A 23,762-nucleotide genomic window follows, 5' to 3' on the forward strand; every position below is an offset into this window, starting at 1 on the left:
AAGCAACATGCAGCTGGAATTACAGAATGTCGGCTACAGCTATAATGGTAAGGAATTGGTGCTGCGCCATGTGAATTATCGCTTTGAAGGCGGCAGAATCTACGCGATTACCGGTCGCTCCGGAGCAGGTAAGACCACTTTGCTGTCTCTGCTTTCACAGCTGACAAAGCCAACGGAAGGAAAGATTCTGTACAATGGATTGGATGTCAGCGAGGTGGATCAGTATCTATACAGAAGTCAGTATGCAGGTGTGATTTTTCAAAGCTTTAATCTGCTGATGCATCTGACTGCCGTTGAAAATGTGATGCTGTCCATGGACATCGCCGGAGTAAAAAAAGAAAACAACCGTGCATATGCAATGGAACTGCTGGAAAAGGTGGGGCTCAGTAAGGAAGAATCCCAACGCCGTATTTTAAAGCTTTCCGGCGGGCAGCAGCAGCGTGTAGCCATCGCCCGTGCAGTATCGTATGATCCCTCAATTCTTCTGGCGGATGAGCCTACCGGAAATCTGGACGAGGATACGCAGGATGAAATCATGGAAATCTTTAAAGGTCTTGCGTATGAGGAACAGAAATGTATCATCCTTGTCACACATTCACCCGTGGTTGCATCCCTTGCGGATGAAGTTTATGCATTAACCGATACAAAAAAAATCAAAAACAGACAAAAAGGTGTATAATGCGCCTTTTTCTTTGAAAAAATTTACTTTTCTTCTTCTATATACTGTATAATATAAGATATATGGACATCGAGGTGAGATTATGAAGCAAAAGGGAATACTGGCATGCATTGTTGTAATGTTTCTGTTTCTGCTATCGGCAGTACCATCAGTGCAGGCAGAGGAAAACAAGCGTGTCATACGAGTAGGCTTTCCTACGCAGCCAGGCCTGACAGTAAAAAATGATGATGGCACCTATACAGGCTACACCTATGATTATCTGAAGGAAATCTCACAATACACAGGATGGACATATGAGTTCGTTGAAATAGAAGGGGATCTGAATGAGCAGCTGACGACCATGCTGGATATGCTGAAAAAAGGGGATTTGGATTTACTTGGAGCCATGAGCTACAATGAGGGACTCTCCAAGATATACGATTATCCGACAGAGAATTATGGAAATGCATACAGCGTTATCGCAGTGCTTTCAAACGATGAGCGCTTCGATGAGTATAATCTGACAGAAAGTAAAGACTTTCGCATTGCGCTGGATAAGGATGCGGAAAATCGTAATATAGCATTTGAGCAGTTTGCGGAATTGAATGGTATGAAATACAAGACGGTATGGTGTGAAAATGCGAAGGAACAGCAAAAGGCCGTTGAGTCTGGAAAAGCCGATGCTCTGATAACCGTCGATCTTTCCATTGATGATAATTTTCGTTCCATTGCAAAATTTTCTCCAACACCATTTTATTTTGCGACCACAAAAGGCAACAGCGCATTGATCTCCGAACTGAATCGGGCCATTGTCAGCATAAGTGAAGTCAATCCGACGCTGCAGTCTACGCTGTACAATAAATATTTCACGAAATCAAGCAATCAGCTGCTCTTAAACAGCAGGGAAAAAGCCTATATCAACGAGCATCCTGCGTTGAAGGTGCTGGTACAGGACGGGTTTGGACCGCTGCAATATTATAACGGCAATCGGGAAATACAAGGTGTGGCAAATGATCTTTTGAAAAGCATCAGCAAAAAGGCGGGCTGGAGGCTGGAATATATATACCGACAGCTATGATGATTTTGCAAAGAAAATTGCAGATAAAGAAGCAGATATCGTATTGAACATACAGTATGATTATGATTTGGTGAGTCACAGTACCCTGCTGCTGAGTACACCATATCTGGAAACGGAGCGTGTGCTTGTCGCAGGGAATGATGTCGATGTAACGACATTGAAAGAGAAAAAGGCCGCAATCTACAAGGGGAATGTGACAGAAAAGTATGAGAATACAAAAAATGCAGTCTATTATGATTCCATCGAGGAAGCACTGCGTGCAGTCGATGAGGGCATATGTGATTACACGTATACGGACAGCTATGCTGCATCCTTCTATCAGTACCGGGATGATTTCACGCATTACATTATTTATCCCCAGGCGAATTCCTCCTCGATGAAATACAGCATGGGTATTATCAACAGCAGTGAGAACACACTTGCGACAATTTTGAATAAGGGTATCCGTACCATTGATACCAGTGAGCTGGAAAGCTATATCTATGAAAATGCACAGCAGCAAAAGCCGTTTACCTTCATGACATATATTCAGGAAAACCCGCTGAAATTCATGATGCTGATCGTGGCAGCAGCCTCGGTTCTGTTGATGCTTGGATATGTGTACTATCGTAATCAAATGAAAATGAAAAAGCAGATCGAGCTGGAAAACACGCGTTACCGCTATCTCTCGGAAATTATGAAGGAAGTAATTTTTGAGTATGATTACAGGAGTGATATGCTGCGTCTTACCAGTGAGGCTGTGGAGATTTTCAAGGTACCTGAAGTGATTGAGCATTTTTCTTCCTATCAATCCGAGATTCTGGTTGTGGATGGTAAGGGGAACAATCCGCTTTATGAACAGCTGATGAAGAAGGTGGATACGGATGCGGACGTAAATCTGATTTTTCACGGGTCTTCCTTATGGTATCATATATATATCAAGGTGATTTATGATGGGGCACAGGCTGTTTCCGCAATCGGACGTGTGCAGAACATCCATGCTGAAAAGATGGAAAAGGAGCAGCTGCGTAAAATAAGCATGCTGGATTCTCTGACGGATATTCTGAATGCAGCATCTGTGAAGAAGCAGATTCAGGGGGTACTGAATGCAAAGAGTACACCGCATGCGCTGTACATTATGGACTTGGATGATTTCAAGGAGGTAAATGATGTACACGGCCATTATATGGGAGATCAGGTGCTGATTCAGACAGCAACCGCCTTGCAGGAGGTCTTCCGTGATTCCGCAATTGTAGGACGGCTTGGGGGAGATGAGTTTGTCGTCTTTATGAAGCATATCAGTGGCAGAGAACAGGTGAAGGAGAAGTGTCAGCTTCTGACAGAGAATCTGCGTTATAAAAGAGAAACCACCAAACTGCCGATTCCAACCATCAGCATCGGGGTATCGCTGAGTCGCACCGGTGATGATTTTGTCAGTCTGTATCAGCGTGCGGATATTGCGTTATATGATGTTAAACATCAGGGCAAGGATAATTATGTCATTGATAAAGAATAAAACAGCAGGCAGAATCATTATGGTGGTTCTGCTTTCTCTTCCGCTGCAGGGGTGCAGGAAGGGACAGGATGAAGTGAAAATACCCTGGAAGGTGGAGCAGCTGGCAGAGCAGATCGATCAGACTCGAAAAACGGAAGCCTACAAACTGCCGGCAATGCCTAAAGAGAAATCCAGCCTGCAGAAGTACTGGAAGGCACTGGACTATGCTTTGGAAAATCAGCATGCCTCCTCACCCTCCCGCACACTGACGAAGAAAGAGGCGCGCGAGGATACAACGGCATTGTTTGCAATGCTGAAGGAGCTGTATGGCTGCTATGCCTATTTTAATCAGAGTGATGCATTTGCGCAGGCAGAGGAGGCAATCCTGCAGGACATCGAGAGAATTCGGGAGCTGGATTATACGGCCTATCGTTCCTGTATTCGAACACATCTGCGCTTTCTTGAGGATCAGCACTTTCTGATTGACCAGATGCCGCTGAAACGTCCCATGGTAACCTTTACGATGCAGGATACGTTTGAAAAGAGAAAAGACGGATTTTATTTCAAAGATAAAAGGGTAACGGCAATAGATGAAGAAACAAAGCTGGAGACTGTTCTGAAGGAGGATGCTCTGCATGCGGGACGCTATGTATATTATCAAAAAACAAACGAGCAGAAAACAGAAGTTACCCTGCATTTTGCCAAGGAAACGGTACAGCGGCAGAAGGTGCTGCCTCTTACCGCACATCCTTCGGATAAAGCCATTCTTGAAAAGGAGATTCAGGGTGTTCCCTATGTTCATACGGCACGGATGTTTTATGCAAAACGTGAACAGGAGAAGGCGGATGCATTTTTTAAAACGGCAGAGAAGTTCAAAGACAGCAAAGCAGCGATTCTGGATTTGCGGGGAAACAGCGGTGGTGATCTGCTGGTGGCAGAAAGCTGGTATCGCAGCTTCTCGGGGACTGCAAAGGGCGGTCATATGCAGACACTGTTGAAGCTTCCTCTGGAAAACCCCTTGCTGGAGGAGAAATTTCATGCAGAAGACTTCGCACAGTCCTTATCGGATTTGCGAAAGAAAGAAGCCTGGAAGCAGCTGGATGAGCTGCATGCTGTGGTGGAGCGCAGAAGCGAGAAACAAATAAAGAATGATACACTGCTGTTCGTCTTACAGGATGATCAGACCGCATCCGCAGCGGAGCATTTGATCGATCGGCTGCACAGCCTTGATCATGTTGTGTTCATCGGTACACCGACGGCAGGCATGCTGCGTGGTTCTTCCTTTCTGACAGTGTATCTGAAGCATTCCAGTCTGGAGGTCAGCTTTGGCAATATGCTGACGCAGTTTTCGGACTCCTATGCTAAAGAATATTACGGTATAGAGCCGGATATCTGGACAAACGATGCCTCCGCTCTTGTAGAGCAGCTGCTGACACAATAGGTCTGTGATCTTATGGAAAAATGATATTGCAATGAAAAGAAGCCTGCGCATATCCGTGGTTCTTCCTCAATTGCGGGTGAAAAAAATAGGGAGAATTCCATTTGAATTCTCCTTTATGCAGGCACCTCTATGTAGGAAAGAATGGTATCTGCAGGTTTTTTATGATATGAAAGAGAGCGCAAAGCTTCCGGAAGAAAGCGGCAGGATATCCCGTTTATGTTTTCAGACCGGAGCGTCCGGATAAATAATTGATGAGCTGCTGTGCGGCACGCCCGCTGTTTCCGCCATGACCAAGCCCCCATTTTCTGGCCTCTGCCTGCAGCTCCTCCTCACTGAGCGTGATTTCCGGATACTGCTTGGCAAGCTCCGTAACGATTTCAAAGTAGTTCTTCTGATTTGGGCGCTCATAGCAGATGCTGAGACCGAAGCGTGCCACAAGCGAGAGCTTCTCCTGCATGGTATCGGAATGATGCAGCTCGTCATCGTCATTGATATCGTTGCGGTCCTTCCATGTTTCCCGTACCAGATGGCGCCGGTTGCTGGTGGCATAGATCAGGACATTATCCGGCTTTGTTTCCACGCCGCCCTCAATGACCGCCTTTAAAAATTTATATTCGATTTCAAATTCCTCAAAGGACAAATCATCCATATAAATGATAAAGCGGTAATTGCGATTTTTGATATGCGATATAATGGTTGAAAGATCCTTGAATTGATGCTTATAAATTTCAATCATGCGCAGGCCATCCTTATAGTACTCATTGACGATGGCCTTGATGCTGGTGGACTTTCCGGTTCCGCTGTCTCCGTACAAAAGAGCATTGTTGGCGTTGCGTCCCTCAACAAAGGCCTGTGTGTTTTCCCGCAGCATATCCTTTTGCATCTGATAGCCGATGAGATCATCAAGAACCACGCTGTCCATATTGTTGATGGGAAGAAATTCCACATCCCCGTTTTCACAGGAGCGGATGCGAAACGCCTTGTTTAAGCCAAACATCCCAACACCGTACTCCTGATAGAAGGTGGTGATGATTTGGAAGATTTCCTCCTCATCGGCGGCAGTCTCAATGCTGCGGGAGATACGTTGTACCATTGCGGAGACATTCCTGTTGTACATGCGCTCCTTTTTGGCAACGGCTTTATAATTGCTGATCGTTGAGAAGCAGTCGATGCCGAGTGCTTTTTCAATCGGGTGAAAGTCAAAATCAAAGAGACGCTTCACTACCCTGAAATCATTTTTGGCGAAATGATGCACACTGCCATCCTGTACCGGACTCTTTTCACTGACGAGGCTGAATGAATTTTCATTCATCAGAAGCAGAAAGGTCAGATAATTGTGCCAGAGATTTTCATCAAAGCCATAGCTGGTCGCCAGATCAAGCAGTGCCTTGATCTGTGTGTATATACGTTCAATCAGCTCTGCGTCCTCTGCCGTTTTTGCATCAAAGTCATGAAATATCTTGGAAAGCTCTGATAAAATGCTGTGATCACCAAAGCTGCGGTATAAAATAAGTTTTGCTGTTTCCTTATACATGGGGATACCTCCGTTGTCTATGCCTTTTATTATAAAGAAGGAATGGCGGAATGAAAAGGGTTTTGTGAAAATAAATATTCGTTTTCCACAGCGTATGTAACAGGATTGTAAAATAAATGAAAATATGACTGAAAACTATTGACAAAAGTGTGAAAAAGTTTTATTCTAATACCATCACAGTTGGAAAGGAAGTGGACAAGTGATGGCACTATACATTATCGTCATTATTATTATTCTCATAGTCCTAAGCAAGTCTGTTTTTCTTTCTAGTGAGTCTCATACGTGAGATTTCCATAACAGAACACTTTCGTTGTATAAACACTAAGGCGTGAGGATAGAAAGAAAAGCAGCTTATCGTTGGATATGCTGCTTTTTTACGAAACAGGAGGAAGAGGAATGGAATGTAAAGATGTAGAGCAGGCGGCCGCCAGACTGCAGGGGCAGATTCACAATGTGAAGGTGACCAGCTCGCGGACATTTTCGGAAATGAGCAGCTGTCAGCTGTTTCTGAAATGTGAGAACCGCCAGAAAACCGGATCTTTCAAGGTTCGCGGCGCCTTCAACAAGCTGGCGAAGCTGAAGGAAGAGGGGAAAACGAGCGAGGTTATTGCCAGCAGTGCCGGCAACCATGCACAGGGCGTCAGCTATGCCGCAAGCAAGCTGGGCATGCATGCGACCATCGTGATGCCGAAGAGCACACCGATCGCCAAGGTGCTGGCAACCAAGGGCTATGGTGCCGATGTGGTGCTGGCAGGGGATAATTATGATGAGTGCTATCAGGAAGCGCTTCGTCTGCAGGAGGAAAAAGGGGCAACCTTTATTCATCCCTTTGATGATGAGGATGTCATAGCCGGTCAGGGAACAATCGCCTATGAGATCTGTCATGATCTGCCCAATGTGGATATGATCGTCGTACCGGCCGGGGGAGGCGGACTGCTTTCCGGAATCAGCTTTTATGCCAAGCAGATCAATCCGCGTATCAAAATCGTTGGGGTTCAGGCGGAGGGAGCCAATGCCATCGTGCAGAGCTTTCAGAAGCAGAAGCACTGTGCGATTAAACATGTAAATACGATCGCGGATGGAATCGCGGTGATGAATCCGGGAAAAACCACGGTAAAGCTTATTCAGGAAAATGTGGATGAGATGGTAAGTGTCAGTGACAGTGAAATCGCAGCGACGATTCTGCTGCTGCTGGAAAGAGAAAAGCAGGTCGTGGAGCCGGCGGGGGCAGCGAGTCTGGCAGCTGTGCTCAACGGAAAAATCAATGTTGCGGGAAAACGTGTTGTCTGTGTTCTGTCCGGAGGAAATATCGATGTTTCCTTTATACACAAGGTTGTTGAAAAGGGACTGGTAAGCCGCGGCAGAAACATGAAATTCAAAACACTGATGCTGGATGTACCGGGTGCTCTGGAGCATTTCACGCATATCCTGTGTGAACAGAATGCGAATATTATTGAAATACAGTATGACCGTATCCAGGCTGATTTGAATCTGAATGAAACCATACTCCATCTGGCTGTTGAGGTCAGCAGCAAGGAACATGGGGAGGCACTGATTAAGGTGTTAAAGCAAAAGGGATATGAAATAACGATGGAATAGGGAGGCTGTTTTATGAAAATGAATGGTTCGCAGATACTGATACAGGCATTGATCGACCAGGGTGTGGATACCATCTTCGGATATCCCGGAGGATCGGTGCTGAATATCTATGATGCGTTATATGAACGAAGTGAGGATATCCGTCACATTATCACCTCACATGAGCAGGGGGCAGCCCATGCGGCAGACGGCTATGCGAGAAGCACCGGCAAATGCGGGGTCTGTCTGGCAACCAGCGGACCGGGCGCTACCAATCTGGTTACCGGTATTGCGACAGCCTATATGGACTCCATTCCCATGGTGGCCATTACCGGCAATGTTCCCAATGATCTGCTGGGACGTGATTCCTTTCAGGAGGTTAATATCACGGGGATCACCATGCCGATCACCAAGCATAACTTTATCGTGCAGAATGTCGAGGATTTGGCGGCGGTGGTACGCAAGGCGTTTGTCATCGCCAATTCCGGACGAAAGGGTCCTGTTCTGATCGATATACCGAAGGATGTTACCGCAGCGCACAGCGAATATGTCAAGCTGCCGCGCTATCGCATCCGCAAGCTTCCAAAGGTGGATGATGTCGTATTTGAACAGGCGCTGGAGGTCATCCGCAGGGCCGAGCGTCCGATGATCTATGCCGGAGGAGGGATTATTTCCTCCAATGCGACCAGAGAGCTAATGAATTTTTCCAGGCATATGGATATTCCTATCTGCTGTTCCATGATGGGACTTGGCAGTGTGCCGTATGACTATGATTTATATATGGGTATGCTGGGGATGCATGGGACACCGGTCTCCAATTACGCAACCCTGAATACCGATCTGATTATCGCAATCGGCTCCAGATTTTCCGATCGTGTTGCGGGAAACCGGGAAGAATTCGGCAGAGAGGCGAAAATCATCCATTTCGATATCGATGCCTCTGAAATTTCCAAGAATGTGGCCAGTGACATTTCCATCGTCGGAGATGCCCGCTATATTCTGAAGAAAATGATACAGCGCATGCCGGAAACCAAGCATGATGACTGGACGGGAACACTTAAGGATTTTAAAACCAAGCTAGGGCTGCCAAAGCCGAAGCCGGGAGAAAATGTCGATCCCAGAGATCTTGCCCTGACCCTGCATGAAATCGTCGGAGAGGATGCGATTATCGTTACCGATGTCGGACAGCATCAGATGATCATGGCACAGTATTATCAGTTTTCCCGTCCGCGCAGCTGGATCAGTTCCTGCGGTCTGGGGACGATGGGCTATGGTATGGGAGCGGCGATCGGTGCCAAGGTTGCCAATCCGCACCGTCCGGTTATTCTGGTTACGGGGGATGGAAGCTTCCATATGAATATGAATGAGATGGCAGCGGCTGTCAGTGCCAATATTCCCATCGTCGTGCTTGTCTTCAACAATCATGTTTTAGGCATGGTGCGGCAGTGGCAGACTCTGTTCTATGATCACCGCTATTCTCATACGACGATTGACCGGCAGACGGACTTTGTGAAGCTGGCAGAGGCGTTTGGCGGAAAGGGATTGCGTATCCAAACGAGGCATGATATTAAAGGTGTCATGAAGGAGGCGCTGTCCAGCAGGGTTCCCTGCATTGTAGACTGCTGGATTGACAAGGATGACTGTGTCTATCCGATCATACCTCCGGGAAAAAGCGGTAAGGATATTATTCTATATGGCAACTAGGGAGATGAGAGCATGAATCGAGCGGTATTATCCATTCTGGTATCCAATCACTTCGGGGTACTGACAAGAGTGACGAATCTGTTTTCCCAAAGAGGATTCAACATAGATTCTCTGGCTGTAGGAGAAACGGAAAATGAAAATTATTCCCGTATCACGATTACGACGAGCGGGGATGCAGCGAGTGTCAATCAGATCAAGCTGCAGCTGGATAAGCTGGAGGATGTGAAAATCGTGCAGGAAATACCGGACGAACAGCTGTTTATCCGGGAGGTCATGCTCGTTAAGGTGGCCCCGCGCGTCAATCAGATGGAGGCATTTGAAAAATGTGTGGAGGACTTTAACGGACGGACGCAGATTATCGAGGATGGCTGCTGTATCGTGGAGCTGACGGATACACCGGCTTCTGTAAATTATTTTCTGGAGGAGCTGCGCGAGTATCACATTAAGGAAATCAGCCGCACAGGCGGAGCTGCGCTGCAGCTGAGTACGGAAACTGTTTATTAAACGTAAGCACTTACGTTTTGATAGAACTGGAATTACCAAAAACAAGGAGGAAAACGAAAATGGTAAAAGTTTATTATGATGCAGATTGCAATATGGATCTTCTGAAAGGAAAGACCGTGGCAATCATCGGGTATGGAAGTCAGGGACATGCACATGCACTGAACCTGAAGGACAGCGGAGTGAATGTGGTAGTCGGTCTTCGTCCGGGCTCCAAGAGCCGTGCAAAGGCAGAGGAAGCAGGATTAACGGTATTGGATACGGCAGAGGCTGCAAAAGCAGGTGATGTTATCATGATTCTGACACCGGATCAGGATCAGCCGGATATCTATAAAAAAGATATTGAACCAAATTTGGAAGAAGGAAATATGCTGATGTTTGCACATGGCTTCTCCATCCATTTTAATCAGATCGTGGCACCGGCTGGTGTCGATGTTACAATGTGTGCACCAAAGGGTCCCGGACATACCGTACGCAGTCAGTATCAGGAGGGCAGAGGTGTTCCATCACTGATCGCCGTACATCAGGATGCAAGCGGAAAAGCACATGATTATGCTTTGGCATATGCCGGAGGTATCGGTGCCGGACGTGCCGGAATCATTGAAACAACCTTTAAGGAAGAAACGGAAACCGATCTGTTCGGTGAGCAGGCTGTCTTATGCGGCGGTGTCTGCGAGCTGATGCAGGCTGGCTTTGATACGCTGGTGGAAGCAGGCTATGAGCCGGAAATGGCATATTTCGAATGTATCCATGAAATGAAGCTGATTGTCGATCTGATCAACAGCGGTGGCTTCGCAATGATGCGCTATTCCATCTCCGATACAGCAGAATACGGTGACTATGTGACTGGAAAACGTCTGATTACAGAAGAAACGCGCAAGGAGATGAAGAAGGTTTTAACAGAGATTCAGGATGGAACCTTTGCCGGAAACTGGATTACGGAAAACAAGGCCGCAGGACGCTCCCACTTCCTGGCAATGCGTCGCGTTCATGCAGCACACCCATCGGAAAAGGTTGGCGAGAAGCTGCGTAAAATGATGAGCTGGCTGAAAAAATAAGGAGGCATTCAATATGGGTAGACCAAGTGATTCTGTCGTTCGAGGAGATGCCTGTGCACCGCAGCGTTCGCTGTTCTATGCACTGGGACTGACAGAAGAAGAATTGAATCAGCCGCTGATCGGTGTGGTCAGCGCCTATTCCGAGATTGTTCCGGGGCATCTGCATCTGGATAAAATCACAGAAGCGGTCAAGGCGGGAATCCGCATGGCCGGCGGTACCCCGATTATGGTGCCTTCCATCGGTGTGTGCGATGGTATCGCCATGGGACATATCGGTATGAAATATTCTCTTGCATCCCGTGAGCTGATTGCGGACAGTGTGGAAACAATGGCAAAGGCACATGGCTTTGACGGTCTTGTGCTGGTGCCAAACTGTGATAAAATCGTTCCGGGAATGCTGATGGGAGCCTTGCGTGTCAATGTGCCAAGTGTTGTCATGAGCGGCGGTGCCATGCTGCCGGGAAATGACAGAGGAAAGGCGATGAGTCTTTCCACCATGTTTGAGGCGGTCGGTGCAAAGAAAGCAGGTCTGATCGATCAGGCGGAGCTGACGCATATCGAACAGAATGCCTGTCCGGGCTGCGGCTCCTGCTCCGGTATGTTTACTGCCAATTCCATGAACTGTCTGTGTGAGGTGCTGGGGATTGCATTACCCGGCAACGGTACGATTCCTGCAGTGTATTCCGCACGAACCCAGCTGGCGAAGAAGGCCGGTATGGCGGTTATGGATATGGTGGAAAAGGATATCCGTCCAAGGGATATCGTAAACGAGAAATCATTACGTAACGGACTGGCCTGTGATATGGCACTGGGCTGTTCCTCCAATACGGTACTGCATCTTTTGGCGATTGCCAAAGAAGCCAAGGTGGAGCTTGATCTGGATATGATCAATGAGGTTTCACAGAAAACGCCGAATCTGTGCAAGCTGGCTCCTGCCGGACCGGATCACATTGTGGATCTGTATAATGCAGGCGGAGTGCAGGCTGTCATGAAGGAGCTGTCAAGAAAGCAGCTGATTGATACCGGCCTGATGACCGTTACCGGAAAGACAGTCGCAGAGAATATCGCGACTGCCGTGAATATGGATACGAATATCATCAAGGATATCGAGCATCCGAATTCTGCCACCGGCGGTATTGCCGTATTGTTTGGAAACATTGCACCGAAGGGCTGTGTTGTAAAGCGCTCTGCTGTGGATCCGAAAATGATGACTCATACCGGACCTGCCCGTGTGTTTGACAGCGAGGAGGCTGCGATCGAGGCAATCTATGCCGGCAGTATTGTAAAGGGGGATGTTGTAGTCATCCGCTACGAAGGACCGAAGGGTGGTCCTGGTATGCGGGAAATGCTGAATCCGACAAGTGCACTTGCCGGTATGCAGCTGGATAAGGATGTGGCACTGATCACAGACGGACGCTTCTCCGGGGCAACCCGCGGTGCTGCCATCGGGCATGTTTCTCCGGAAGCTGCGGCACAGGGACCGATTGCCATTATACAGGAAGGGGATTCCATCACAATTGATATTCCCAACGGCAATATCAGCCTGAATGTGGACGCAGCAGAAATCGAGCAGCGCCTGCAGGCATGGGAAAAGCAGGAGCCGAAAATCAAAGAGGGATGGCTGTACCGGTATTCCCGTCTTGTCGCCAGTGCGGATGAAGGCGCTGTGCTGAAATAAGACATGCCTGAATAGAAAAATATAAAAAGATACGAGGAAATGAGGCAGCTCTGATACCTTATCCAATCGTATCTTTTTTGCATCTTATATGTCAGTCAAAAAGAAATAGTCATTCTCCAATATACGGTAAACGCCTATATAAGCCTCAATGAAAGCTTTGCTTCAGCACAGTATCAGAATAAGCTCTGTAACCGCATGTCATTCCGGCTTTTGCTCATCAGTCGCTCATAGCGCACAGGCTCCTCGAAGCCGGAAACAAGTCTTCTATTTGCATAGCATGCTTCTATGACGGTATCATGGTCACGATACAGCTTCATAACGACATGCAGTGTTATGCCAGAAGTGATTTCACTGGTACCCTCACTTGCAAAGACATCATGTTCAAAGGAATAAAGGATGGGGGTGAAGGCCTGTTTTACAACAAGCTCATCATACAGCAGCTGCTGTACATGCTGACTGTCGAATGTATGCTTTGCGTATTCGCAGGGGATTTCATAGGACACCAGTTGAATTCTGCCGTTCGGTTGTGCATGATAACGGTAAAGGTGATGCAGCTGGGTGACATGATCATCATAATGGTAATAGGTTTCATCGATAACAAAGACATCTTCAAAATTCTCGGGCAGATTTTTGATACGTTCATTCACCGGTGTGGTGATATGGACAGCCTGTGGCAGCAGGGGATTTTCGGTATGCTGAGCTTTATTCGAATAGGTTTTGTTGATACGGCTTAAAAATATATCCAGTGTATTCATGTGAATTTCCTCTTTTCTCATGCACATAGTATAGAGCATTTCAGGTAAACCAGAATACTCATATGCTCATGGATCGTAACCTACGTATTCCAATTTCTGTATCCGAATTTTTATGAAAGTACTCGCTGCATACGAATATGGCTGCATGTGGCCATGCAGGCTTCAACGCTTCAACATTTTTCAAATGTAACCGTTGACAAACACGATATCCATCTGCTATACTTTGGGTAAAGTAAGGATAGTTATTGTGAAAACAAGCTCGACCTGCTAATCAATAGATCACGGATTTCGTGTTTTTTGATATGCAGGTCTTTTCTTATGAGGAGGCGAGAAGTATGATTTTCAAGAAACGGCTGAATAACAACGTGGTCATTGCTCTGGATGAAAACGGACAGGAGAAAATATTATGCGGGAAAGGCCTTGGCTTTCAGATGAAGGAACAGGACACCGTAGAGGAAAGCCGTGTTGAAAAGGTGTTTGCATTAGCGGATCAGGTAATGAACCGCCGCCTGCAGGAGCTGCTGGAAACGATTCCCATGGAGCATTTGGAGCTGGCGGAGGAAATCATGAACTATGCCAGAATTCACATTGATGAAACTGTGAGTGAAAACGTAATTGTGGCGCTTTGTGATCATATGTATATGGCGGTGGAGCGGAAAAAACAGGGGATTGAAGTGAAGAATGTACTGCTTTGGGATATTCAGAAATTTTATCGGGATGAGTATAAGGTTGGACGGTATGCGATAGCACTTATCCGGGAGCGCTTCGGTGTGGAGCTGAGTGAGGATGAAGCAGGCTTTATTGCATTGCATATCGTCAACGGACAACTGCATCTGGAAACAAAATCCGTCAGGGAAATCACAACCCTGATGCAACAGATTGAAACGATCGTCCGCATGCGCTTCGCGATTACGCTGGACCCGGATTCTGTTTATTATTATCGGTTCATCACACATTTGAAATTTTTTGCGGAACGAATTTTCTCGGAAAAGCAGATTCCAACAAAGGAAATGGACGGACTGCTGGAGCTGATCAGGGAAAAATATCCGCAGGATGTGGAATGTGTGTTGGATATTGCTGCCTTCTTAAAGCAGCGCTATGGCTATACGCTGAGTGAAGAGGAGATTCTGTATCTCAGTATTCACGTATCAAGGATACACCAGGTATCTGTGAAGGGCGGTGAGGCCGTTTAACAGGACGTTAAGAGCTTTAAAAAACAGGATAAAGGATAGTTACATTTAGTTGGCTTGACCTTTGTTTCACGTATGCATAAGCATCAGAAATGGAGGACGAAAACATGACTGTTTATGAAACTTTAGCAAAAGAAATACTGAACTATGTAGGTGGAAAGGATAATGTAAATTCGCTGACACACTGCATTACACGGCTTCGCTTCAAATTAAAGGATGAATCCATAGCACAGGATGAGGCGCTGAAAAACCTGGAGGGTGTTGTTACGGTTATGAAGAGTGCCGGACAGTATCAGGTGGTTATCGGCAATCAGGTACAGGATGTATATGAGCAACTCGTGCCGTTATTACATGCAGAGCAGCCGCAGACGGTGCAGGATGCTGAGAAAGAGAAGCTGCTGGATCGCTTTGTGGATATCATATCCGGTATTTTCCAGCCGATTTTAGGTATCATGGCTGCGTGTGGTATGATCAAGGGATTGAACATGCTGTTTATGACACTGGGTCTGTACGCGGAAACCAGCGGCGGCTATATGATCATCAATGCGATTGGTGATGCATTGTTTACCTTCCTTCCCCTCTTTCTGGGATATACCTCTGCCAGGAAGTTTGGTTTGAAGCCGATGGTGGGACTGGTCATCGGCGGAATCATGTGTTATCCGGGCATTCAAAGCAGTGCGCTGTCCGGCAGTCTAAAACCCCTGTATACCATGTTTGAGGGAACGATGTTTGCATCGCCGGTATACATTGATTTCTTCGGTATTCCCGTGATATCCATGGACTACACCAGCACCGTAATTCCTGTGATCTTTATTGTATATTTTGCCAGCAAATGCGAGAAGCTGTTTTCAAAATTCGTACCGGATCTGGTGAAATTCTTCTTTGTACCGATGCTGACGCTGCTTGTGGCACTTCCCATTGGCTTCCTGCTCATTGGACCTGTCGCAACCTTCGGCTCGAAAATAATCGCGGAAACCATCATCAGCATCCGAAATGTATCCCCGATGCTGGCGGGCGGTCTGGTTGGTCTGACATGGCAGATACTGGTGATTTTCGGACTTCACTGGGGCTTTATTCCTGTCTATATCAATAACATTGTGACAAACGGCTATGATAATGTCATGATGCCGTTCTTCGCCTGTACCTTTGCGACCTCAGCGGTGATTCTGGTCATCATGTTGAAAACCAGAGACCGTAAAATGAAGGAGCTTTGTCTGCCGAATTTCATTTCCGGTATCTTCGGTGTGACGGAGCCCGGTATTTATGGGATCCTGCTGCCTTTGAAAAAACCATTCATCATCAGCTGTATCGCCGGGGGAATCGGCGGGGCATTTTATGGCTTCTGTAATTTCCGTAAATTCAGCATGGGAGGTATGGGAATCTTTGAATTTCCTGCCATGATGGAACCAGACGGCTCCTGGGGAAACCTGCTGGTAGCGGTATCCGGTGTTCTTTTAACCATGATTGTCGCGGTCATCTTAATGCTTCTGTTTTATAGGGAAAAGGAAGCAGGTCAATCGGACAAAACGATGTTGGATACAAAGGAACAGGAGGAATCCGTTGAGGATACGCCTGCCCTGCTGGAGGACATTGCGATCTGCTCACCCCTGAAGGGCGATGTTCTGGAACTCGCACAGGTAGAGGATGCAGCATTTTCTGCCGGTATTCTTGGGAAGGGGTGTGCCATCGTACCTGCCGAGGGTGAGGTTTATGCACCGGTTGACGGTGTCCTGACTACGCTGTTTCCTACAAAGCATGCTCTTGGCATCACCTCGGATGATGGTGTGGAGGTACTGATTCACATCGGATTGAATACCGTGCAGCTGAACGGTGAGGGCTTTACAGCTCATGTTCAGCAGGGAGAGCGGGTAAGTCGTGGACAGCATCTGTTAAGCTTTGATCTGGCTGAATTAAAGGACAAGGGCTATTGTCTGCAGACACCGGTTATCATTACGAATACGAATGACTATCTGGAAATACTGAGTACCATGCAGAAAGAGGTCATGTCGGATGATGTGCTGCTGCATGTCATGAATTCCTAGGAGGCTCGCGCATATGAAATTTCCTGAAAACTTTTTATGGGGAGGCGCACTCGCGGCAAATCAGTGCGAGGGGGCCTGGCAGACAGCGGGAAGAGGGCTGGCCAATGTGGATGTGTGTCCGCGCGGTGATCACCGCAGTGCCATAATCACAGGGAGAGAAAGAAGGACGAGCTGCCTGCTTGATGAGGTATACCCATCTCATGAGGGAGTGGATTTCTACCATCATTATAAGGAAGACATCGCACTCTTTGCGGAAATGGGCTTCAAAATGCTTCGTATCAGCATTTCCTGGACACGTATCTATCCAAAGGGAGATGAGATGGAGCCCAACGCTGCAGGGCTGCAGTTCTATGACAATGTACTTACAGAATGTGAGCGGCATGGAATGGAAGTAATGATAACGATTGCACACTTTGACTGTCCGATGCATCTGATCCAAACGCTGGGCGGCTGGAGAAGCCGTGCTATGATTGAGCATTATCTGCGTTTGTGCAAAACCCTGTTTCTGCATTTTAAGGGACGTGTCCGCTACTGGCTGCCGTTTAATGAAATCAACATGATACTGCATGCTCCCTTTCTCGGTGCAGGCATCTGCTTTGAAGCAGGAGAGAACAAGGAGCAGGTCATGTATCAGGCTGCACATCATGAGTTGATTGCAGGCGCACTCGCAACAAAGCTGGCATATGATATTGATCCGAAGAATCAAATAGGCTGCATGTTCGCTGCGGGCAGTGTCTATCCTTACAGCTGTCATCCGCAGGATGTATGGCAGGCACGTATGGAGGATCGCAAAAGCTATCTGTTCTGTGATGTACAGGTGCGGGGAGCCTATCCCTCCTATTTTCATCAGCTGCTGAAGGAGAAGCAAATCGACCTGCATATGGAAGAGGATGATGTGAATATTTTGAAGAATACCGTAGATTTCATTTCGTTCTCCTATTACAACAGCCGCTGTGTATCTTCCCGGCAGGAGGCGAAGAAGCAGAATAAGGGAAATCTGTTTGCTTCGGTAAAAAATCCATATCTGACATGCAGTGACTGGGGCTGGCCGATTGATCCACTTGGATTACGCATTACGATGAATGATATATACGAACGCTATCAGAAGCCGCTGTTCATTGTTGAGAACGGCTTGGGAATGGCGGATGAAATAGAAGAGGACGGAAGCATTCGTGATGATGGGCGGATTGCTTATCTGCATGATCATATCAAAGCGATGCAGCAGGCGGTATGTGAGGATGGAATCGAACTGCTAGGGTACCTTGCATGGAGTCCGATCGATCAGGTCAGTGCCTCGAGTGGAGAAATGAAAAAACGCTATGGCTTCATCTATGTTGACCGACAGGATGATGGCAGCGGCAGCTTTGTACGCAAAAGGAAGAAGTCCTTTTCCTGGTATGCCCATGTGATAAACACGAATGCTGTTGAATCATAGAATACCGCTGTGCGTTCATGTGTTCATCTCATCATATTGCAGGAGAATGTATGAAGCGGATACGCGCGAAGGCAAGGAAAGGCAAGTGTACAAATTATTCAGACAAGGTGGTATCATGTAGCAAGCAGGGCAGAGAATACAGGTTCTCTGCTTTTCTTGTGCTGCCATACCTTGCATAGTAGAATCAGACAAATCGTTTTGCTGAAACAGGAGCCATACACCGATCCCTGTAAGCAGTGCTAACAGAAAGCTTAAGAAGAATGAACGGTGTTCATTGACTGCGGTCATGAAACTGTTATACTATACCTGTAGGTGATGTTATGGGACAAAGAATACGGACAAGGGTTGTGAAGGACCCGGCAGAAAGAAAACGGGAAATACTGGATGGCGCAATGGAGCTGTTCGCTACAAAAGGATACGAGCAGACATCCATGCGTGATATTGCCCGCCATCTTAATATTTCACTGGGCCTGTGCTATCGTTATTATGACAGCAAGCAGAAGCTTTTTCAGGAGGCGATGCAGCAGTATGTAGAGGATATTTGCGCGGCGTATTTCACCATACTCCATGATGAAACAAGGGATTTGACGGAAAAGCTAGACCTGCTGTTTCACATGCTGAAAGAGGAGGAACAGCAGATGCGCTACCATGATTTCTTTCATCAACCGGAGAATATCGGCTTTCATGAAGAACTGGCGGTGAAGCTGTGCAAGTACATGCAGCCTCATCTGCAGCAGGAACTGCAACGGTATGCAAAACAGAATCATCTGAAGATACAGCATGAGGAATTGCTGCTCAGCTTTCTGACCTATGGACAGATTGGTAGCCATGCATCTGTGAGCTCACCGGACACACAGCAGCTCCATCAGCTGCGGGTGTATATTGATTTGCTGCTGAAGCAGGAATGTATCCCTGATGATACCATTTGATCAGGGATTGCTTTTTAATATATGAATGAACATTGTTCATTAAGGAGGCCTTTTATGAATAAAACTGAACAATCAAGAATTGCATTTGATCAACAGGCGGACACCTATGATAGCGATTTTCATGGTAAGCATGCAAGGGAACTGTATCCGTTCATGCTGGAGCTGATGATACAGCTTCCTGTGCGGGATGTACTGGATCTTGGGTGCGGTACCTGCGCACTGATGAAGCAGCTGTATGATGAGGATTGCGGACGCCGGTTTACAGGAATCGATCTGAGTGAAGGCATGCTGCATATCGGAACACAGGTCATGAAGGAGCGAGCCACTCTGCTGTTGGGGGATGCGGCAAATCTGCCCTTTGCCGATGCGAGCTTTGATCTGGTGTACTGCAATGATTCCTTTCATCATTATCCGGATCCCTGTAGGGTATTGCAGGAAGTGGTGAGGGTATTGCGATACGGAGGCTATTTTGTAATTGGTGATTGTACACAGGGGACAGTGTCCCGGATGCTCATGAATCTGTTTTTCCATTTTCAAAAGGAGGGGGATGTGCATATGTACAGTGAAAAGGAGATTCGTATGCTGTTACAGAAGCAGCTGCATGATGTACATGTTCAAAGAGTGAATGAGCGCAGCTTGATTGCATGGGGTGTGAAATGATGCTCACTGTCTCGCAGCAGAAATATCTGCAGGTCATCGATATACTGGAACAGGAGCAGGGGGTCGTACGCCAGATTGATGTCGCTGTCTATCTTGGATATTCCCGTGCCAGTGTCTGCCGTGCGGTTAAAAGCCTGAAAGCAAAGGGGCTGATTGTGCAAAGGGCGCATGAAATCGAGCTGAGTGCATATGGCAAGGCACTTGGGAGGCAGTTGAATGAAGTAAGAACCCGTATGCAGGAGGCCCTGTATGCGTCTGGATTTCCGAAAGGGCTTGATCCGGTGTCAGCTTTGCAGCTTCCCATCTGCTTCAAGGAGGAACTGTCAACGATTGCTGGTCAACTGCCTGCTGCTTCTGGTATAATAAAGCAAAAGAAATGAGGATGAGAAGATGGAGAAAAAACGCTGTTTCTGGGCAGAAAATGTCCCTGAGATTTATGTCCGTTATCATGATGAGGAGTGGGGAAGAGAGGTACATGATGACCATAAGCTGTTTGAAATGCTGCTTCTGGAATCGTTTCAGGCTGGTTTGTCATGGCTTACCATTCTGAAAAAGCGGGAGGCGTTTCGGGAAGCCTTTGATGCCTTTGATGTCGCGAAGGTCGCAGGCTATACCGAGGAAAAGCAGAAAGAGCTTATGCAGAATCCCGGCATTATTCGCAACCGTCTCAAAATCAGGGCCGCAGTGAAAAATGCTGTTATTTTCCAGCAGATACAACGGGAATACGGCAGCTTTTCCGCTTATCTTTGGGGCTTCACCGAGGGTAAGGTGATATACAGAACACAAAAGGAGCTGCCAACCCACACCGCGCTTTCCGATGAAATCAGTGCAGACCTGTATAAGCGTGGAATGCGGTTTGTCGGAAGCGTTATTATCTATTCCTATCTGCAGGCAGTCGGTATTGTGAATGACCATGAGCCGGACTGTTTTCTGCATACCAGTTCAAAAGCATGCGGATAAGAAAGAGCTAACCATATCAGCACCAGCCGAGCTTGAGCTCCTGAAAAAGAAAAGCTGTATCGTCCGTGAAAATCTTACTTCTTTGGATTCATTCAGAAGCAAAATGATAAGAAGCATCAGCTTGCTCAACTTTCTTCTACGGATGATTCACCCTGTAAGAACCTTAGGAAGCTATACAGCTTTTTTTGTATTATTCGATGCGGTATACAGAGGTATGCAATGTAAAGATATCTGAAGGCCGGCAGGGCAAGATTGATAACGCAGAAATGCAGGAAACCTGCTATACTTTTGCAGAAAAGCTAGGAGGTAACGACATGAATGAAAAACAGGAGCTTGTCATAAGGACGCTTTCCTATCTGGAGGAGCATCTGCAGGAAACGCTTTCCCTGCAGACAGTAGCTCAGCTTATGCAATATTCCCCCTATTATCTGCACCGCAGCTTTACACAGCTGTGCGGCATGCGGATGCATGATTATGTGAAGCGAAGAAGAATAAGTGAAGCAGCACGATGTCTGTGTGAAACAGATGCATCTGTACTGGAAATCGCCATATCCTACGGTTATGAAAGCTCACAGGCATTTTCTCAGGCCTTTAAGCAGCTATATAAGATGACATGTACACAGTTTCGCAGAGAACAGCAGTATTATGCGCTACAGCATCCTCTGCAGCTGCATGAGCTGAATCAGACGGAATCTGCAATGCGGGAGCTGCAGATCCGACAGGCAGTACCAAGGGATATGGACACATGGATGCAGCTGATGCGTCAGGCTGTGGATTTCTTTCCTTACCTTGAGGAAGCAGCATATGAACAGCAGCTGCTGAAGTGTATGAAGCAGAAGGAAGCATTTCTGGCTTCCTTTGAAAAGACGGCGTTTGCGGCGATCCAGCTGCAGCTAAAAAGCGGGCAGATTGATGTTCTGGCAATTCATCCGCAGCTGCGCTGTCTGGATGCTGTGAAACAGCTGATCGAATGGATGCAATGTACCTGTGCCCCGCATACCGATCTGGTAATTACCTGTTTCCGCGCTGCTGATCGAGCAGATGCCGGATATCGCAGGCTTTTGCTGGAAGCCGGCTTTGTATGCGGTGAAGAGCTGGTGGAGCTTGGCTATCCGGTGCAGAGGCTGTATTACAGGAGAACACAGGATGCGTGAGAATACACTGGATACGACCCGTACGCTGCCGCAGCTGCTTCGCTTTGTGGCTCCATCTATTGTGATGATGCTGGCGATGGGTATTTACACGATAACCGATACCCTGTTTGTTTCGCGCCTGGTGAATACCGATGCGCTTTCCGCAATCAATATCGTCTGTCCCATGATCAATCTGATCATCGGTTTATCCTCGATGCTGGCAAGCGGCGGTGTTGCTGTGCTGTGCCGCGACATGGGGGCGGGTCTGCTGGAAAAGGTGCGCAAAAATGCGGCCTTGCTTTGTGTCTGTACGATCGGTCTTGGCTGTGTGCTTGCTATTGGCGGTCTGCTGTTTACGGATGAACTGCTGCAGCTGCTTCATGCCAAGGGTAGAATATTGCCATATGCAAGAGGATATCTGTCCATGCTTCTTCTTTTTACTCCCTTCTGCATGCTGCAGGTATTGTATCAAAGCATGTTTGTAGCGGCGGGACGTCCGCTGCTGGGAATGCTGCTGGCAATGTGTGCCGGGGGAGTCAATGTTGCATTGGATCTGGCCTTCATGTCCGGCTTTCATATGGGAATCGAAGGCAGTGCCCTTGCAACCGGGATTGGCTATATGGTTCCGGCTATATATGGAACGCTGTATTTCCTGCAGAGAAAGGAAAGGGAGCTGCATTTCGCACGGCCAGCTTGGGATGCTTCCATGCTGAAGGAAAGCTGTCTTAACGGCTCCAGTGAGATGGTGAGTCAGCTGGCATCAGCACTGACAACTCTGCTTTTGAACACGATTCTATTTCGTCTGCATCAAGAGGATGGTGTTGCCGCAGGAACGATTATCGTTTATACACAGTTTCTGCTCACCAGTTTGTATATCGGATTTTCCATGGGCGCTGCCCCGTTGATCAGCTATCAATATGGCAGAAAGGATACTGCGCGTTTATTGCAGCTTCTACGTAAATGCATCGGAATTGTGGTAATCAGCTCCCTTGCCATCTTTGTCACAACCATTCTGTTTCAAAGACCTCTTGTCACTTTGTTTACCGACAAGGATACCAGTGTATATAGGATTGCCCTGCAGGGCTTTGCCATATTTACCTTCAGCCTGCTGTTTAGCGGCTTCAATATATTCTCTTCGGCAATGTTTACCGCATTGTCACAGGGCAGATTATCCGCCTTGATCTCATTTTCCAGAACCTTTGGCTTTTATCTGCTGTTTCTGCTCATTCTGCCACGCTGGCTGGGAAGCAGAGGCGTGTGGCTGGCGATCGTGCTGGCAGAGGGCTGCTCCCTGCTTGTATCTCTGCTAAGCATACAGCGGCATACGCTTACCTGTCACCTGGCAGATAGAAAAAAGAACCGTCTGTATTAGACGGTTTTATGATGCATATCCGGATGCCTGTGCATCCTTTTTTGCAGGAGAGGATAGGCTGCCAGTGCAATGACATAGCCTGCTGCGGCCTGTACCAGATTCCCCGGGATACCGGTCAGTGAAAGCTGCCAGCTTTGATTGATATATGCATCCGCAAGAAAATATCCGCCAACCATCAGTAAACCGCCCAGTATATAGGCAACATAGCGAAATGAGGATCGTCCCCTGCAGACAAGCCAGGAAACAAGAACAGCCTCCATCCCTTTAATGAGCAGGGTGAAAAGGGCATACATGCCATATCCGCCGGTAATATCTGCCAGCGCACTGCCGACACCGCCCACCATAAAGGCAAGAAAGGGGTTCAGTACAGAGGCGAACAGCAGAAGAAAGCCGTCACCCAGATTGAAATATCCCTGTATGCCGTTTGGCACCTTAAGCAGCCATGTTGCCAGAAATACAAGGGCTATACCTAGTGCGGCTGTCACGATATCGTTTACCTTCATTGTTTTCATATGTGCTACTCCCTTCGTTTCTGCCGTTATTCTATCAGCTTTCTGTTCATTTAAAAATATACAGATTTAT

General features: G+C 47.3%; 21 protein-coding genes. 18 read left to right on the forward strand and 3 right to left on the reverse strand.

Going from position 1 to position 23,762, the window contains the following annotated elements; genetic code table 11:
- Positions 1-7 precede the first annotated feature (7 nt).
- The 4 genes from KSZ58_RS06540 (at position 8) to KSZ58_RS06555 (ending at position 4,651) form a co-directional block, all read left to right on the forward strand.
- A complete protein-coding gene (locus KSZ58_RS06540; RefSeq protein ID WP_008819372.1) occupies positions 8-679 on the forward strand; it encodes an ABC transporter ATP-binding protein in 672 nt (223 codons plus the stop codon).
- Between the two features lie 82 nt (positions 680-761).
- Positions 762-1,736 carry a transporter substrate-binding domain-containing protein gene (locus KSZ58_RS06545; protein WP_008819371.1) on the forward strand — a complete coding sequence of 325 codons (975 nt, stop codon included), beginning with the start codon at positions 762-764 and terminating at the stop codon, positions 1,734-1,736.
- 43 nt (positions 1,737-1,779) lie between these two features.
- Complete coding sequence (locus KSZ58_RS06550) at positions 1,780-3,231, forward strand: GGDEF domain-containing protein (RefSeq protein WP_009269310.1); 1,452 nt, start codon at positions 1,780-1,782, stop codon at positions 3,229-3,231.
- Positions 3,212-4,651, forward strand: coding sequence for a S41 family peptidase (locus KSZ58_RS06555; protein ID WP_224720969.1), 1,440 nt, complete (start codon positions 3,212-3,214; stop codon positions 4,649-4,651). Before KSZ58_RS06550 ends, KSZ58_RS06555 begins: the two co-directional genes overlap by 20 nt.
- Before the next feature lie 214 nt (positions 4,652-4,865).
- Here the strand turns inward: KSZ58_RS06555 and KSZ58_RS06560 are convergent, their stop codons facing one another.
- Complete coding sequence (locus tag KSZ58_RS06560) at positions 4,866-6,185, reverse strand: ATP-binding protein (protein ID WP_008819368.1); 1,320 nt, start codon at positions 6,183-6,185, stop codon at positions 4,866-4,868.
- A gap of 396 nt (positions 6,186-6,581) precedes the next feature.
- Here KSZ58_RS06560 and ilvA point away from each other — a divergent pair, with 396 nt between their 5' ends.
- Genes ilvA through ilvD form a run of 5 tightly spaced genes read left to right on the forward strand, consistent with a single transcriptional unit; the run spans position 6,582 to position 12,704 of the window.
- Positions 6,582-7,784, forward strand: a complete 1,203-nt coding sequence (ilvA, locus tag KSZ58_RS06565; RefSeq protein ID WP_008819367.1) for a threonine ammonia-lyase — start codon at positions 6,582-6,584, stop codon at positions 7,782-7,784.
- Between the two features lie 12 nt (positions 7,785-7,796).
- Positions 7,797-9,467, forward strand: coding sequence for a biosynthetic-type acetolactate synthase large subunit (gene ilvB / locus KSZ58_RS06570; protein ID WP_002608707.1), 1,671 nt, complete (start codon positions 7,797-7,799; stop codon positions 9,465-9,467).
- Positions 9,468-9,479: 12 nt separating this feature from the next.
- Positions 9,480-9,971 (forward strand): acetolactate synthase small subunit, encoded by a 492-nt coding sequence (gene ilvN / locus KSZ58_RS06575; RefSeq protein WP_008819366.1) that lies wholly within the window; start codon positions 9,480-9,482, stop codon positions 9,969-9,971.
- A gap of 59 nt (positions 9,972-10,030) precedes the next feature.
- A complete protein-coding gene (gene ilvC / locus KSZ58_RS06580; protein WP_002608709.1) occupies positions 10,031-11,026 on the forward strand; it encodes a ketol-acid reductoisomerase in 996 nt (331 codons plus the stop codon).
- A 13-nt stretch (positions 11,027-11,039) separates the two neighbouring features.
- On the forward strand, positions 11,040-12,704 hold the full coding sequence (ilvD, locus tag KSZ58_RS06585) for a dihydroxy-acid dehydratase (protein ID WP_008819365.1): 1,665 nt from the start codon (positions 11,040-11,042) through the stop codon (positions 12,702-12,704).
- 173 nt (positions 12,705-12,877) lie between these two features.
- On the opposite strand, the gene KSZ58_RS06590 is transcribed toward ilvD, so the two are convergent.
- A complete protein-coding gene (locus KSZ58_RS06590) occupies positions 12,878-13,459 on the reverse strand; it encodes a hypothetical protein (RefSeq protein WP_008819364.1) in 582 nt (193 codons plus the stop codon).
- Positions 13,460-13,794: 335 nt separating this feature from the next.
- On the opposite strand from KSZ58_RS06590, the gene licT reads away from it, so the two are divergent.
- The 9 genes from licT (at position 13,795) to KSZ58_RS06635 (ending at position 23,180) form a co-directional block, all read left to right on the forward strand.
- Positions 13,795-14,652 carry a BglG family transcription antiterminator LicT gene (gene licT / locus KSZ58_RS06595; RefSeq protein WP_008819363.1) on the forward strand — a complete coding sequence of 286 codons (858 nt, stop codon included), beginning with the start codon at positions 13,795-13,797 and terminating at the stop codon, positions 14,650-14,652.
- Positions 14,653-14,756: 104 nt separating this feature from the next.
- Entirely contained in the window at positions 14,757-16,691 is a 1,935-nt protein-coding gene (locus tag KSZ58_RS06600) for a beta-glucoside-specific PTS transporter subunit IIABC (RefSeq protein WP_008819362.1), read from the forward strand.
- 13 nt (positions 16,692-16,704) lie between these two features.
- Complete coding sequence (locus KSZ58_RS06605) at positions 16,705-18,126, forward strand: 6-phospho-beta-glucosidase (protein WP_009269309.1); 1,422 nt, start codon at positions 16,705-16,707, stop codon at positions 18,124-18,126.
- A 320-nt stretch (positions 18,127-18,446) separates the two neighbouring features.
- Positions 18,447-19,055: a TetR/AcrR family transcriptional regulator gene (locus KSZ58_RS06610; protein WP_008819360.1), complete on the forward strand. Its 609-nt coding sequence runs from the start codon at positions 18,447-18,449 to the stop codon at positions 19,053-19,055.
- 54 nt (positions 19,056-19,109) lie between these two features.
- Positions 19,110-19,715, forward strand: coding sequence for a class I SAM-dependent methyltransferase (locus KSZ58_RS06615; RefSeq protein ID WP_008819359.1), 606 nt, complete (start codon positions 19,110-19,112; stop codon positions 19,713-19,715).
- Entirely contained in the window at positions 19,712-20,095 is a 384-nt protein-coding gene (locus KSZ58_RS06620) for a metal-dependent transcriptional regulator (protein WP_008819358.1), read from the forward strand. Before KSZ58_RS06615 ends, KSZ58_RS06620 begins: the two co-directional genes overlap by 4 nt.
- A 10-nt stretch (positions 20,096-20,105) precedes the next feature.
- Positions 20,106-20,675, forward strand: coding sequence for a DNA-3-methyladenine glycosylase I (locus KSZ58_RS06625; RefSeq protein ID WP_002608719.1), 570 nt, complete (start codon positions 20,106-20,108; stop codon positions 20,673-20,675).
- A 314-nt stretch (positions 20,676-20,989) separates the two neighbouring features.
- Positions 20,990-21,829 (forward strand): helix-turn-helix transcriptional regulator, encoded by an 840-nt coding sequence (locus KSZ58_RS06630; protein WP_008819357.1) that lies wholly within the window; start codon positions 20,990-20,992, stop codon positions 21,827-21,829.
- Positions 21,822-23,180, forward strand: coding sequence for an MATE family efflux transporter (locus KSZ58_RS06635; protein ID WP_009269308.1), 1,359 nt, complete (start codon positions 21,822-21,824; stop codon positions 23,178-23,180). The genes KSZ58_RS06630 and KSZ58_RS06635 overlap by 8 nt, the downstream gene beginning before the upstream one ends.
- Here KSZ58_RS06635 and KSZ58_RS06640 read toward each other — a convergent pair.
- The gene (locus KSZ58_RS06640) at positions 23,177-23,692 is read right to left on the reverse strand and encodes an ECF transporter S component (RefSeq protein WP_002608722.1); all 516 of its coding nucleotides are present in this window, start codon (positions 23,690-23,692) and stop codon (positions 23,177-23,179) included. The genes KSZ58_RS06635 and KSZ58_RS06640 overlap by 4 nt on opposite strands.
- Positions 23,693-23,762 lie beyond the last annotated feature (70 nt).

It is taken from the genome of Erysipelatoclostridium sp. DFI.2.3 (genome assembly GCF_019132535.1).
Lineage (GTDB): Bacteria > Bacillota_I > Bacilli_A > Erysipelotrichales > Erysipelotrichaceae > Clostridium_AQ > Clostridium_AQ innocuum.

Excerpts from the sequence above, each read along its gene's own strand:
- KSZ58_RS06540 (WP_008819372.1), top strand. The coding sequence starts at position 8 with ATGCAGCTGGAATTACAGAATGTCGGCTACAGCTATAATGGTAAGGAA.
- KSZ58_RS06545 (WP_008819371.1), top strand. The coding sequence starts at position 762 with ATGAAGCAAAAGGGAATACTGGCATGCATTGTTGTAATGTTTCTGTTT.
- KSZ58_RS06555 (WP_224720969.1), top strand. The coding sequence starts at position 3,212 with ATGTCATTGATAAAGAATAAAACAGCAGGCAGAATCATTATGGTGGTT.
- KSZ58_RS06560 (WP_008819368.1), bottom strand. The coding sequence starts at position 6,185 with ATGTATAAGGAAACAGCAAAACTTATTTTATACCGCAGCTTTGGTGAT.
- ilvA (WP_008819367.1), top strand. The coding sequence starts at position 6,582 with ATGGAATGTAAAGATGTAGAGCAGGCGGCCGCCAGACTGCAGGGGCAG.
- ilvB (WP_002608707.1), top strand. The coding sequence starts at position 7,797 with ATGAAAATGAATGGTTCGCAGATACTGATACAGGCATTGATCGACCAG.
- ilvN (WP_008819366.1), top strand. The coding sequence starts at position 9,480 with ATGAATCGAGCGGTATTATCCATTCTGGTATCCAATCACTTCGGGGTA.
- ilvC (WP_002608709.1), top strand. The coding sequence starts at position 10,031 with ATGGTAAAAGTTTATTATGATGCAGATTGCAATATGGATCTTCTGAAA.
- ilvD (WP_008819365.1), top strand. The coding sequence starts at position 11,040 with ATGGGTAGACCAAGTGATTCTGTCGTTCGAGGAGATGCCTGTGCACCG.
- KSZ58_RS06590 (WP_008819364.1), bottom strand. The coding sequence starts at position 13,459 with ATGAATACACTGGATATATTTTTAAGCCGTATCAACAAAACCTATTCG.
- licT (WP_008819363.1), top strand. The coding sequence starts at position 13,795 with ATGATTTTCAAGAAACGGCTGAATAACAACGTGGTCATTGCTCTGGAT.
- KSZ58_RS06600 (WP_008819362.1), top strand. The coding sequence starts at position 14,757 with ATGACTGTTTATGAAACTTTAGCAAAAGAAATACTGAACTATGTAGGT.
- KSZ58_RS06605 (WP_009269309.1), top strand. The coding sequence starts at position 16,705 with ATGAAATTTCCTGAAAACTTTTTATGGGGAGGCGCACTCGCGGCAAAT.
- KSZ58_RS06610 (WP_008819360.1), top strand. The coding sequence starts at position 18,447 with ATGGGACAAAGAATACGGACAAGGGTTGTGAAGGACCCGGCAGAAAGA.
- KSZ58_RS06615 (WP_008819359.1), top strand. The coding sequence starts at position 19,110 with ATGAATAAAACTGAACAATCAAGAATTGCATTTGATCAACAGGCGGAC.
- KSZ58_RS06620 (WP_008819358.1), top strand. The coding sequence starts at position 19,712 with ATGATGCTCACTGTCTCGCAGCAGAAATATCTGCAGGTCATCGATATA.
- KSZ58_RS06625 (WP_002608719.1), top strand. The coding sequence starts at position 20,106 with ATGGAGAAAAAACGCTGTTTCTGGGCAGAAAATGTCCCTGAGATTTAT.
- KSZ58_RS06630 (WP_008819357.1), top strand. The coding sequence starts at position 20,990 with ATGAATGAAAAACAGGAGCTTGTCATAAGGACGCTTTCCTATCTGGAG.
- KSZ58_RS06635 (WP_009269308.1), top strand. The coding sequence starts at position 21,822 with ATGCGTGAGAATACACTGGATACGACCCGTACGCTGCCGCAGCTGCTT.
- KSZ58_RS06640 (WP_002608722.1), bottom strand. The coding sequence starts at position 23,692 with ATGAAAACAATGAAGGTAAACGATATCGTGACAGCCGCACTAGGTATA.